The 12,237-nt window shown below is 65.4% G+C and carries 9 protein-coding genes; 7 read left to right on the top strand and 2 right to left on the bottom strand.

The genetic code is table 11. The annotated features are described in order from the left end of the window. The first annotated feature begins 3 nt into the window (after positions 1-3). The 6 genes from IEW24_RS07940 (at position 4) to IEW24_RS07915 (ending at position 5,876) form a co-directional block, all read left to right on the top strand. Positions 4-609: a DUF4286 family protein gene (locus tag IEW24_RS07940; protein ID WP_188576972.1), complete on the top strand. Its 606-nt coding sequence runs from the start codon at positions 4-6 to the stop codon at positions 607-609. Position 610: 1 nt separating this feature from the next. After that, entirely contained in the window at positions 611-1,423 is an 813-nt protein-coding gene (locus tag IEW24_RS07935; RefSeq protein ID WP_188576971.1) for an alpha/beta fold hydrolase, read from the top strand. Continuing rightward, entirely contained in the window at positions 1,420-1,962 is a 543-nt protein-coding gene (locus tag IEW24_RS07930) for a carboxymuconolactone decarboxylase family protein (RefSeq protein ID WP_188576970.1), read from the top strand. Before IEW24_RS07935 ends, IEW24_RS07930 begins: the two co-directional genes overlap by 4 nt. A gap of 16 nt (positions 1,963-1,978) precedes the next feature. Beyond that, entirely contained in the window at positions 1,979-2,779 is an 801-nt protein-coding gene (locus tag IEW24_RS07925) for an SDR family NAD(P)-dependent oxidoreductase (protein WP_188576969.1), read from the top strand. A gap of 1 nt (position 2,780) precedes the next feature. Next, on the top strand, positions 2,781-3,683 hold the full coding sequence (locus IEW24_RS07920; protein WP_188576968.1) for an amidohydrolase family protein: 903 nt from the start codon (positions 2,781-2,783) through the stop codon (positions 3,681-3,683). Positions 3,684-3,848: 165 nt separating this feature from the next. Next, positions 3,849-5,876: a methyl-accepting chemotaxis protein gene (locus IEW24_RS07915; protein WP_188576966.1), complete on the top strand. Its 2,028-nt coding sequence runs from the start codon at positions 3,849-3,851 to the stop codon at positions 5,874-5,876. Between the two features lie 118 nt (positions 5,877-5,994). Here the strand turns inward: IEW24_RS07915 and IEW24_RS07910 are convergent, their stop codons facing one another. Together IEW24_RS07910 and ssb are read right to left on the bottom strand one after the other, a co-directional pair. Beyond that, positions 5,995-6,966: a Bug family tripartite tricarboxylate transporter substrate binding protein gene (locus IEW24_RS07910; RefSeq protein WP_188576965.1), complete on the bottom strand. Its 972-nt coding sequence runs from the start codon at positions 6,964-6,966 to the stop codon at positions 5,995-5,997. A gap of 570 nt (positions 6,967-7,536) precedes the next feature. Next, positions 7,537-8,151 carry a single-stranded DNA-binding protein gene (gene ssb, locus IEW24_RS07905; RefSeq protein WP_188576963.1) on the bottom strand — a complete coding sequence of 205 codons (615 nt, stop codon included), beginning with the start codon at positions 8,149-8,151 and terminating at the stop codon, positions 7,537-7,539. Positions 8,152-8,780: 629 nt separating this feature from the next. Here ssb and uvrA point away from each other — a divergent pair. Next, entirely contained in the window at positions 8,781-11,729 is a 2,949-nt protein-coding gene (uvrA, locus tag IEW24_RS07900) for an excinuclease ABC subunit UvrA (protein WP_188576961.1), read from the top strand. Positions 11,730-12,237: the final 508 nt, after the last annotated feature.

The following is a 12,237-nucleotide window of genomic DNA, read 5'->3' as shown; positions in this document are numbered from 1 at the left end:
GCGATGACCGGCAACAAGGGCCTTCTCCTCGTCTCCATGGAGCCTCCGGCCAATCTGGAGGAAGAGTTCAACGATTGGTACGACACCGAGCACTTCCCCCAGCGCCGCGCCCTGCCCGGCTTCGAGAGCGCCGCGCGCTGGGTGTGCCTCGTCGGCTGGCCGCGCTGGCTCGCCCTATATGATCTCGCCTCCACGGCCGCGCTGGAGACGGATGCATACCGCGCCGTGTCCGCGGGAAATTCCACGCCGTGGAGCAAGCGCATCCTGCCACGCACCATGGGCCGCCAGCGCGTCGTTGCCGAGCAGGTGCATCCCGGCGGAGTACTCGCCCGCCCATCCGGGGAGGCAGTGAGCCTGCTGGCAGCGTGCTATCGGCCGGCGCTGCACCAGCCCGCGTTCCTGTCCGCACTGGAGGAGACCTGCCGCCCCCTGCCGCATCTGCTGCAGGCCCGGCTGTTCCAGCAGACCGAGGCAACAGGCACCAGCATCTGGCTGCTGGCGGAATTCGCGGCGCCGCAGACCATCGAGCCGCTGCGGAGTGCGCTCGCCAGCGTGACCGGTACCGGTGCCATGATGTTCAATCTCTACGCCCCCTATTTCCGGGGATGACATGATGTCTGTTTCCGAAACCCGCTTCGTCGACATCGATGGCCTGTCCTTCCATTGCCGCGTGGATGGCGCAAAAGGCGCGCCATGGCTGGTGTTCAGCAATTCACTGATGACCGATCTCTCCATGTGGAACGATCAGGTCGCGGCCTTCGCTGGCCGCTTCCGCATCCTGCGCTATGACCAGCGCGGCCACGGGCGCACCGGCATCCCCGCCTCCGATTGCACCATGGAGCAACTGGCCGAAGACCTGATCCGTCTTATGGATGCCTTCGACATCGGCCACGCCCAGCTGATCGGCATTTCCATGGGCGCGGCCACCTGCCTCGGGGCTGCATTGGCCTATCCCGGGCGCGTTGCCGGCCTCGTCATGGCCGACGGCCAGGCGGCAACGCCCCCCGGTGGCGCGCAGGCCTGGGACGACCGCATCGCCATCGCCCGTACCGAGGGCATGGCAGGTCTGGCGGGACCGACCCTGTCGCGTTGGTTCCTGCCGGCGCATCTGGAAGCGAATGGCCCGGGGATAGCCCATGTCCACGCGATGATCACCGGAACACCACTGGAAGGCTTCCTCCGCGCCGTGCGCGCCCTGCAGGCGTTCGATCTCCGAGCCGGGCTACCCGCCCTCGCCTGTCCGGCACTGATGTTGGCCGGTGCAGCGGATGGAGCGCTTCCGAAGACGCTCACCGAACTGGCAGGCACAGTGCCCAACGGCCGCTTCGTGGAGATTCCCGATGCCGGCCACCTTCCCAACATCGAGCAGCCCGCCGCCTTCAATGCGGCGCTGGCCGCCTTTCTGGAACGAGACGACGCATGAGGATCAAGGACCTGTCCCTGGAGGAAATGTCACCAGACCAGCGCGCGGTGGCGGAAGAAGCCGTTTCCGGCAAACGCGGCCATGTGCCCGCGCCCTTGAGAGCGTGGTTGCACAGCCCGGAACTGGGCCGGCGCGCCCAGCATCTGGGAGCCTTCGTGCGCTATGACACCAGCCTGTCGCCGGACCTGTCGGAGCTCGCCATCCTCGTGGTGGCCCGGCACTGGACCGCCCATTTCGAATGGTACGCCCACGCCCGCGAGGGCCTGAAAGCGGGACTATCCCCGCAGGTGCTCGCCGCCATCGCCAGTCGCGAGACACCGCCCCTCGAAAGCGAGGCCGCGCGTGCGGTCTATGACTTCAGCCGCTCAGTTATGGAAAGCGGCCGCGCCACCGATGCGCTCTATGCCCGCGCCACGCGCGCCCTCGGAGAGAGAGGCGTCGTCGATCTGGTGGGCGTCCTTGGCTACTACACGATGGTGGCCTTCACCCTGAACGTGTTCGACATTGGCCTGCCCGATGGCGAAACGTCTCCTCTTTGACGTGTGAGGCAACGCCATGGCCGGACGACTGGACAACAAGGTCGCCATCATCACCGGAGCCGGCTGTGTCGGTCCCGGCTGGGGCAACGGGCGCGCAGCGGCCGTGATGTTCGCCCGCGAGGGCGCAAAAGTGTTCGCGGTGGACAAGAACCGCGACAGCATGGACGAAACGCTTGACCGCGTGCGCGCCGAGGGCGGAACCGTAGAGCCCTTCTCCTGCGACGTCACAGACAGCGCGGCGGTGGCCGACATGGTGGCTGCCTGCGTCTCCACCTTCGGGCGAGCCGACATCCTGATCAACAACGTGGGTGGTTCCGCCGCCGGCGGCCCGGTGGAACTTGCCGAGGATCAGTGGGACCGGCAGATCGACTACAATCTCAAGAGCGTCTACCTTACCTGCAAGCATGTGCTGCCGGTGATGGAGGCACAGGGTGGTGGTGCCGTCGTCAACACCGCTTCCACGTCCGGCATCCGCTGGACCGGCGCCGCACAGGTGGGATACGCCTCCTCGAAGGCCGGCGTAATCCAGTTCTCGCGCGTGGTCGCGGTGCAGTATGCCAAGCGCAACATCCGCGTGAATACCGTCGTGCCGGGCCAGATGCACACGCCCATGGTGGAGGCGCGCCTTGCCGGGCAGCGCTCGGGCGGTGACGTTGATGCCCTGCTCAAGACCCGCCTCGCCCGCATTCCCCTCGGTTTCATGGGGGACGGCCGCGACACCGCCGCTGCCGCCCTTTTCCTTGCCTCGGACGAAGCCCGCTTCATCACCGGAACCGAGATCGTCGTCGACGGCGGCATGAGCGTGAGGTGCGATTGACATGGCCGTCAGCATCATCCCCTGCCCGCCGCCGCTTGCAGATCCGCATCCGCCCGCACAGCGTCCACCGGCCGGCGCCTGCGACAGCCATTGCCACATCTTCGGTCCCTTTGAGCGCTTTCCGCCGCCGGACGATCGCAGCTTCACGCCCTCCGAGGCACCGGAGACCGCGCTCCGCGCGCTGCACGACCGTATGGGCTTCTCCCGTGCTGTGATCGTGCAGAGCCAGGGCCATGGCCTCGATCATCGCCCGCTGCTGGATGCTCTGGCACACGCGCCCGATCGCTATCGCGGCGTGGCGCTGGTGCGGCCTGCGACGACCGATGCCGACATCCGGAGCTTCGATGCGGCCGGCATATGTGGCACGCGTTTCAGCTTTCTCTCGCATCTCGGCGGCACGCCGGATCTGGAGGCCGTTGCCGCAACGGCAAAGCGCGTGGCTCCGCTGGGCTGGCACACCGCCATCCATGTGGCGGGAACGGACATCGCGACCTATGCCGACTTCATCGCGACGCTGCCTACGCCGGTGATCATCGATCACATGGCACGCCCCGACATCGCCGCCGATCTTGCTCCGATCCGCGAAGCGCTCTTCCGTCTCATTGATACCGGGCGGGTGTGGGTGAAGCTTTCCGGTGCCGATCGCCTGTCGAAAGCCGGCTCGCCTTATGCGGACGTGTCCGGCTATGCGCGTGCGCTATTGAACCACGCGCCCGAACGCATGCTGTGGGGCAGCGACTGGCCGCACGTGAATCTGTCCGCCGCAATGCCTAACGACGGTACTTTGGTAGACTGGATCGATACTGTGGCAACCACCACAGCTATCAAGTACCTCCTGATGGTCAAGAATCCAGCCGAAGTCTTCAGATATCCAGCTTCAAGCAATGAAGCATCGCGAGACTGAAAATTGGTAAGCTGAGCAATCTCTCAAAATCTGCCTTTGATTGAGGGCGGCGACACGCGAAGGCCGCCCTCCCCCGCCATTCGTGATCGGAACTCGGTTATGTTCAAACGTATCTCCGTAAGAGCCCTTCTCACGTCCGTCATAGCCCTGCTCGCAACCGGCCTCGTGACCGTTTTGGCGACGGGTGCCTGGGAGTCCGCGCGCACCTATCAAATTGCCGCCCGCATCGCGGATGTCACCCGCGTCTCGCAGGATGTCTTCACTTCGCTGCACAATCTGCGCCTCGATCGCGCAGCGGCACTGCGTGACCTCCCCGCTGATCGCATATTCACTACCCTCACGCCGCAACTGGAGACATCACGGAAAGCCGAGCTGCCGGCGCTCCATGCGAGCATTGCCGGGCTCCGCTCGCTTGACCTTCCGGGGCAGGCGGCACTCACCACGGACCTCCAGCGTTCAGTGGATCGGCTCGAGGCGCTGCATAAGGAGACGACGGCCGCCCTCGCCCGACCGAAGGCCGAGCGCCGTGCGGATCTGGTGACTGAATATGGCAAGGACACGCAGGCGCTTCTGGATCTGCTGGATCGTATCTCTGCGGAATTGCTGAAATCCGTGAAGCTGCAGGACGCCTATGTCGATCAACTGCTGCAGATCAAGCAACTGGCCTGGTCGACCCGCAACGCGGCCGGCGACACTGCCCTTCTGGTGTCCAATCCTTTGGCCGGCCGTCCGCTCGTCAAGGAGCCGATGATCCGCTACACCGCGCTGACCAGCCAGATCGAAACCACCTGGGCGGTTCTCACTGACTTCGCCGCCAGCTTCGACCTGCCCTCCGAACTGACGACGCGGATCGATGCCGCCAAGCGGGAGTTCTTCAATCCCACCTTTCTGGACCTGCGGCTCAACACCTTGAAGGCGCTGATCGCCGGCACACCGCCAGGCATCACCGCCGAGCAGTGGATCCCGCTCGCAGTGTCCAAGCTCGCCTACTTCCAGGCCGTTGCGCAAACGGCGCTCGACGCCGCCGAGCAGCACGCCATTGCGCGGCAGGACACCGCCTATCAGGCAATGCTCATCCAGATCGCCCTGCTGGTTCTGGCCGCAGCGATCGGCATTGCCATGATCCTCGTGGTGGCGCGCCGTGTATCCCGCCCCCTCGTGCGGCTTACTGACGGCATGAAGCGGCTGGCCGCAGGCGACCTCTCCGTCGCCATCCCGGACACCGGCCGCAGCGATGAAGTCGGTGCCATGACGCAGGCAGTTCTCGTGTTCCGAGAGCAAATGGCGCGCAATGCCCAGCTGGAGCTGGAGAATGAGGACACGCGCCAGCGCGCCGAGGCGGAACGTCAGCGCGCCATGCAGGCGCTCGCCGACGATTTCGAGCAGGCCGTTGGCGGCATCATCCGCAGCGTATCGACCTCCTCCGGCACTCTGCACCAGACCGCGCAAACCATGAGCACGGCGGCACGGGAAACCTCTTCCCGCTCCACCGCCGTAGCCGCGGCTGCGGAGCAGGCCTCCACCAATGTGGTGATGGTCGCCTCTTCCGCGGAGGAACTGGGAACTTCCGTGGACGAGATCGCCCGTCAGGTGGAGCAGTCGGCGATGCTGTCCGCCAACGCGGTGTCGGAGGCGGCCAAGACAGGCGCAGTCATCCGCGAGCTCGCCCAGGCGGCCACCCGCATCGGCGATTTCATCGTGCTTATCTCGAACATCGCTGCCCAGACCAATCTTCTGGCGCTCAACGCCACCATCGAAGCGGCGCGCGCCGGAGATGCCGGCAAGGGCTTCGCCGTGGTGGCCTCCGAAGTGAAGGAGCTTGCCAGCCAGACCGGCAAGGCGACCGAGGAAATCGAGGCGCAGATCAGCGCGATCCAGCGCACCACAAGTCAGGCGGTGCAGGTTATCGAGGGCGTCAGCGGGCAGATCCAGCAGATGAGTGACGTGGCTACCGGCATTTCGGCCGCCGTAGAGCAGCAAGGCGTCGCCACGCGGGAGATCGTGCGCAACGTGGAGCAGGCTGCCACCGGCACCAATACGGTGACGGGGCATATCGCCGACGTGGCCCGCACCGCCGACGAAACCGGCACGGCTGCCGGCCGCGTCCTAGATGCGTCCTCCACCCTGTCGGAACAGGCCCGGCAGTTGGAGACGCAGATGCAGCGTTTCCTGGGCACCATCCGCGCCGCCTGATCACGGCGCCCCTCGCCTTGGGTGGGGGGCGATGGGCCACAAATAATCCCGGCCCCTCACGGTGGCCGGGATGTCTTTTGAGCGGATTACGCCGACTGTCAGCGACGAATGGCCGATCTCACTCCGGCTTGATGTTCGCGCCTTTCACAACGGCGGCCCATTTGTCGATGTCCTTGGCCAGAAAGTCCGCAAAGGCAGCGGGGCTGGTGCCTTCGGCAACCGCGCCCTGAAGACCCAGCTTGGCTTTTACGTCCGGCATGTTCAGGGTCTCGATCAGCGCCGCATGCAGCTTATCCTGCACCGGCTGCGGCAGATCATTGGGAGCGATAACCCCATACCAGTTATCCGCCAGCACCTGCGGATAGCCGAGTTCCACCGTGGTGGGCAGATCGGGCAGCATTTCGGAGCGCTTGGTGCTCCCGATGGCCAGCGCGCGGATCTTGCCGCTCTGCACATGAGGAAGCAGAACGGCGATGTCCATGAACATGGCATCCACCTGGCCGCCCAGCAGATCCGTCACTGCCGGAGCGGCGCCACGATACGGCACGTGCACGAGCTTGATGCCCGCATATTGCTGCAACAGTTCCGCCGCCAGATGCGGCATGCTGCCCGCGCCGGAAGAGGCAACGGTGAGCGAACCGGGTTTTGCCTTGGCGAGCGCGATGAATTCCGCCAGCGTCTTCGCCGGTACGTTGGGATTGACCACGAACAGCTCCGGCACATTGGCCGCGAGCGACAGGGCCTTGAGGTCCTTACGTGGATCATAGGTCGGATCCGGCTGGAGGCTGACACTGATGGCCAGTGCGCCTGCGGAGCCGATGCCGAAGGTGTAGCCATCGGCGGGCGACTTCGCCACCGCCTTCATGCCGGTTACGCCGCCGGCGCCGGGGCGATTGTCGATAACAACGGGCTGCCCCATCAGGGTCGTCATCTTCTCGCCGACAGTGCGCGCGATCGCATCGGCCGGGCCGCCCGGCGCGAAGGGTACAACCATCTTGACGGCGCGGTTCGGGTAGGAGCTGTCGGCAAAGGCGCTGAGTGGAAGCAGCACGGCGGCAGCAGTTATTGCGCTTCTGATCAATATTTTCATCGAACTCCTCCCCTGTCGCGCGCCCTTGGCGAGCGACTTGCCGTCGAGGAATTCTGTCAGCGCCTACTGTCGATGACAAAGACCGAAAATCAATGGAGAGATATGCCGAAGCGGCATGGTCGCACATCTAGGTATTGCGGCGCATATATCTGCATGAGCGCGCCATCGCAGGCTTCCGACATCATCACCAAAGCCCCCGCGCGAGTTCGCGGCCGGGCATATCCGCTCGCCTAACGGATCTCGGGCACATGCCCCTTCACGGACGGAGAGGAGACCTGCCCGCCCAGCCGATGCCTGACGCGCATGACAAACGCCGCGCCCCCAGCGCGGCACTGGCGTGCTCTTTGCCCCTCCCCCTGCCGTTCCCACCATAGATGACGGCCCGTCCCCCCTGATGAGAGCACCGCCTCTGCCCGGCGTGGAGAGAGGCATCTCCTCACGAGTTCCAGCCACCGCGGCGGCCCCAAAAAGAAACTCCGCCCCAGCCGGATATGGCCGAGGCGGAGTTCGTATTCCCGAGGCGCGGATCAAACCGGCCCTATCACAAGCGCAAATGCGGCTCGCCAGATCTCAGAACGGGATCTCATCATCCATGTCGTCGGCCGGGCGACCACCGCCGCTGCCACCGCCGCCACCACCGCCGGAACGGCCTCCGCCACCGCCACCGCCGTAGCCGCCGCCGCCGGAACGACCGCCGCCGCCGCCATAACCACCGCCGCCGCCACCACCGTAGCCGCCACCGCCGCCGCCCATGGGGCCGGACGAGCCGAAGTCAGAACCACCGCCGCCGCCACCGAAGTCGTCGCCGCCACCACCACCGCCGCCGCCTTCGCCACGGCCATCGAGCAGGGTCAGTTCGCCACGATAGGGGCGCAACACCACTTCGGTGAAATAGCGTTCGCCACCATTCTGGTCGGTCGCCTTGCGGGTCTCCAACTGGCCTTCGATGTAGACCTTGGAGCCCTTCTTCAGGAAACGCTCGGCCACACCCACCAGATTCTCATTGAAGATGGCGACCGAGTGCCATTCCGTACGCTCACGGCGCTCGCCCGACGCTTTGTCGCGCCAGGTCTCCGATGTGGCGATGCGCAGATTGCACACCCGCCCGCCATTCTGGAACGCACGCACTTCCGGATCCCGGCCGAGATTGCCGACCAGGATCACCTTGTTGACGCTGCCGGCCATTCAAATCTCCGCTTCATTCCGTAAATTCAGGTCCAAACGCCCGACGTCCATGAACAGGACCCGCCCAGGCGATACTCCAACGGCGGTCTCACCCTGCGGCAGCCTTCGGCCACCCGGCGAGCGCTCACCCGTCCGCGCACCCTAGCGCCCCCGCCACCGGAAGCGAGGGCACGCCGGGGTTGTCCACGAAAATGGCGTGCCCCGAAACGTCGCGCGGTATCCCGCGCGGCTGCCAAATTCACGTGCTTCAAAATGTTCCTAATTTGTTCTAGACCAGACGTGCACCGTTGCACAAGATGGAGGATCAAGCTTTTTTACTGGCCCAGCCCACCCGTTCTTGTTACGTTCCCTGTTGCAATGCACCTGCTGCCCTACATTGCTGACCAAGGATGCTCGCATGGCCCCGCACGCCGGGGCTGCACGCCTGTCCGTCGGCGGATCCATCCCCGGCAGGCCCGGCTGCGCGGCAGGTCAGGCGCTATGTCCGGCATCCGCTCAACTTTCGCGCAAGCCTCGCATTCCGTTACATCTGTTCCCGCCCGCTCCGCCGCACCGCGCGTTCCTGCGTCGATCCGGCCGAAGCGGTTCCCGTTCCCGCGGCCCCGACCGCCAGCCCAAGCTCGAGACACATGAGCGACCGCAAGACGTCTTCCCGTGCCGCCTCTTCTCGCGCCACCGCCGCAGTAGCAGTGCGGCGCGATGCCCGCACCCTGTCCGTACGCGGCGCGCGCGAGCACAATCTGAAGAATGTGGATCTCGACATCCCGCGCGACAGCCTGGTGGTATTCACCGGCTTGTCCGGCTCGGGAAAATCCTCGCTCGCCTTCGATACCATCTATGCGGAAGGCCAGCGGCGCTATGTGGAAAGCCTCTCGGCTTACGCGCGCCAGTTCCTGGAGATGATGCAGAAGCCGGACGTGGACCAGATCGACGGCCTGTCCCCCGCCATCTCCATCGAGCAGAAGACCACCTCGAAGAATCCGCGCTCGACGGTCGGAACCGTCACCGAGATCCACGATTACATGCGCCTCCTGTGGGCGCGCGCGGGCATTCCCTATTCGCCCGCCACCGGCCTGCCCATCGAGAGCCAGACCGTCTCGCAGATGGTGGATCGCACGCTGGCCCTGCCGGAAGGCTCGCGCCTCTATATCCTCGCCCCCGTGGTGCGCGGCCGCAAAGGCGAGTACCGCAAGGAGATGGCGGAATTCCTCAAGAAGGGGTTCCAGCGCGTGAAGGTGGACGGGGCCTTCCATGAGATCGCGGAAGCCCCGGCGCTGGACAAGAAGCTGAAGCACGACATCGACGTGGTGGTGGACCGCGTGGTGGTGCGCGCCGATATCACCGCCCGCCTCGCCGACAGTTTCGAGACCGCGCTGGGCCTTGCAGACGGCATCGCACTGCTGGAATTCGCCGACCAGAAGGAGGCGGACGGCTCTCCGAAGCGCATCATCTTCTCGGAAAAGTTCGCCTGCCCCGTCTCCGGCTTCACCATTCCGGAGATCGAGCCGCGCCTGTTCTCCTTCAACAATCCCTTCGGCGCCTGCCCGGCCTGTGACGGCCTTGGCGTGGAGCAGACCATCGACCCGGACCTCGTGGTTCCGGACAAGTCCCGCACGCTCAAGCAGGGTGCCATCGCGCCCTGGGCCAAGAGCACCTCGCCTTATTACGGCCAGACGCTCGAAGCTCTCGCCAAGCACTACAAGTTCAAGCTCACCGTGCCCTTCGCCGACCTGCCGAAGAAAGCGCAGGACGTGATCCTGTTTGGCTCCGGCGAAGAGGAGATCGCCTTCTCCTATGACGACGGCCTGCGCGCCTATGAGACGAAGAAGACCTTCGAAGGCATCGTGCGCAATCTTGACCGCCGCTGGCGGGAGACGGAGAGCGACTGGGCGCGCGAGGAAATCTCGAAATACTTCTCCACCGTGCCCTGCGCCACCTGCGCCGGCTATCGCCTGAAGCCCGAGGCCCTCGCCGTGCGGGTGGCCGACAAGCACATCGGGCAGGTGGGCGAACTGTCCGTGCGCGGGGCGAGCCAGTGGTTCGAAAGCCTGCCGGACGCCCTCAACCAGAAGCAGAACGAGATCGCCGTCCGCATCCTGAAGGAAATCCGCGATCGCCTGCGCTTCCTCATGGATGTGGGGCTGGAATATCTGACCCTCGGCCGCTCCTCCGGCACCTTGTCCGGCGGCGAGAGCCAGCGCATCCGCCTTGCCTCGCAGATCGGCTCGGGCTTGTCCGGCGTGCTCTACGTGCTGGACGAGCCCTCCATCGGCCTCCACCAGCGCGACAACACACGCTTGCTCGAGACGCTGAAGCGCTTGCGCGACCTCGGCAATACGGTGATCGTGGTGGAGCATGACGAGGATGCCATCCTCGCGGCCGACTATGTGGTGGATGTGGGTCCGGGCGCCGGCATCCATGGTGGACGCATCGTGGCACAGGGCACCCCGCCGGAGATTCTCGCCGATCCCAATTCGCTCACCGGCAAGTATCTGACCGGCGAACTGTCGGTGGCTTCCCCGCCCCGCCGCAAGCCCAACATACGCAAGACTCTTAAACTGGTGGGCGCGCGCGGCAACAATCTGAAGGATGTGACGGCGGAGATCCCGCTCGGCCTGTTCACCTCGGTGACGGGCGTCTCGGGCGGCGGCAAGTCCACGCTGCTCATCGACACCCTCTACAAGGCGGTGGCGCGGCGGCTGAACAATGCCCATGACGCCCCCGCCCCCTTCGACCGGCTAGAGGGGCTTGAGCATCTGGACAAGGTGATCGACATCGACCAGTCGCCCATCGGCCGCACACCGCGTTCGAACCCGGCGACCTATACGGGGGCGTTCACGCCCATCCGCGAGTGGTTCTCCGGCCTGCCGGAGGCAAAAGCCCGCGGCTATGGCGCCGGGCGCTTCTCCTTCAACGTGAAGGGTGGGCGGTGCGAGGCGTGCCAGGGCGACGGCGTCATCAAGATCGAGATGCACTTCCTCCCCGATGTCTACGTCACCTGCGACGTCTGCAAGGGCAAGCGCTACAATCGCGAGACGCTGGAGGTCATGTTCCGCGAGAAATCCATCGCCGACGTGCTGGACATGACGGTGGACGAGGGTGCTGCCTTCTTCAAGGCGGTGCCCAGCGTGCGCGACAAGCTGGAGACGCTGGCCCGTGTCGGCCTCGGCTATATCAAGGTGGGCCAGCAGGCGACCACGCTCTCGGGGGGCGAGGCGCAGCGCGTGAAGCTCGCCAAGGAGCTGTCGAAGCGGGCCACCGGCCGTACGCTCTATATCCTAGACGAACCCACCACCGGCCTGCACTTCCACGATGTGGCCAAGCTGCTGGAGGTGCTGCATGAGTTGGTGGATCAGGGCAATACGGTCGCGGTGATCGAGCACAATCTGGAGGTCATAAAGACCTCGGACTGGGTCATCGACCTGGGCCCTGAGGGTGGCGATGGGGGCGGCGAGGTTCTCGTTGCCGGCCCACCGGAGACCATCGCCAAGGAGAAGCGCTCCCACACCGGCCACTATCTGGCCGAGGTGCTGGCGCGACGGCCCATGAAGAAGCGCAAGGCGCAGGCCGCCGAGTAGAGGCAGGTCCACGCAGGAGGTTTGAGCGGGGCGGAAGGGGGCGCGAGATGCGCCTCCTCCCCTCTGGGTGCCCCCGCGCCAACCATGGCGCGCGGGATGTCGGCGGCATGGCTCACAGCTGTTCTGGACGTCACCGCCCGGCCGTCGCGTAGATGAGTGCGTGGCGGCATCCCCTCTGCGCCCACGGAGGGATCAGCGGTGCCAGCTATGCCGCGGCAGACTCACCAACGGGCAGAGCCTGGTGCGCCCCATGGCTCACCGAGCAACCACACCACAACACCTCCGGCCACATCATAGGCACGCAAACAACTTTCGCACCCGACGCGAGTTGGCGTCAGAAAGCGAAAAAGCCTCTCCGATCTGGCGCTGTTTTACGTCGCAGGGCGGCGCAAACACCTTCTTCGCACCTGCAAAACGTCACTGCCTGGAAACACGCCAAACCGGCTGCCTTATGTTTGTCACAAGTCTCCTACCCGGGATTCGCACGTGAGACAGCACCCGGAAATTT

The sequence above is a fragment of the Azorhizobium oxalatiphilum genome (assembly GCF_014635325.1).
Taxonomy (GTDB): domain Bacteria; phylum Pseudomonadota; class Alphaproteobacteria; order Rhizobiales; family Xanthobacteraceae; genus Azorhizobium; species Azorhizobium oxalatiphilum.
Note: the sequence above shows the minus strand (reverse complement) of the source record. Positions and strands in the feature narration are given on the sequence as shown.

Coding starts and splice junctions, on each gene's coding strand:
- IEW24_RS07930 (WP_188576970.1), top strand. CDS start 1,420: ATGAGGATCAAGGACCTGTCCCTGGAGGAAATGTCACCAGACCAGCGC.
- IEW24_RS07935 (WP_188576971.1), top strand. CDS start 611: ATGATGTCTGTTTCCGAAACCCGCTTCGTCGACATCGATGGCCTGTCC.
- IEW24_RS07910 (WP_188576965.1), bottom strand. CDS start 6,966: ATGAAAATATTGATCAGAAGCGCAATAACTGCTGCCGCCGTGCTGCTT.
- IEW24_RS07940 (WP_188576972.1), top strand. CDS start 4: ATGACCGGCAACAAGGGCCTTCTCCTCGTCTCCATGGAGCCTCCGGCC.
- IEW24_RS07920 (WP_188576968.1), top strand. CDS start 2,781: ATGGCCGTCAGCATCATCCCCTGCCCGCCGCCGCTTGCAGATCCGCAT.
- ssb (WP_188576963.1), bottom strand. CDS start 8,151: ATGGCCGGCAGCGTCAACAAGGTGATCCTGGTCGGCAATCTCGGCCGG.
- IEW24_RS07925 (WP_188576969.1), top strand. CDS start 1,979: ATGGCCGGACGACTGGACAACAAGGTCGCCATCATCACCGGAGCCGGC.
- uvrA (WP_188576961.1), top strand. CDS start 8,781: ATGAGCGACCGCAAGACGTCTTCCCGTGCCGCCTCTTCTCGCGCCACC.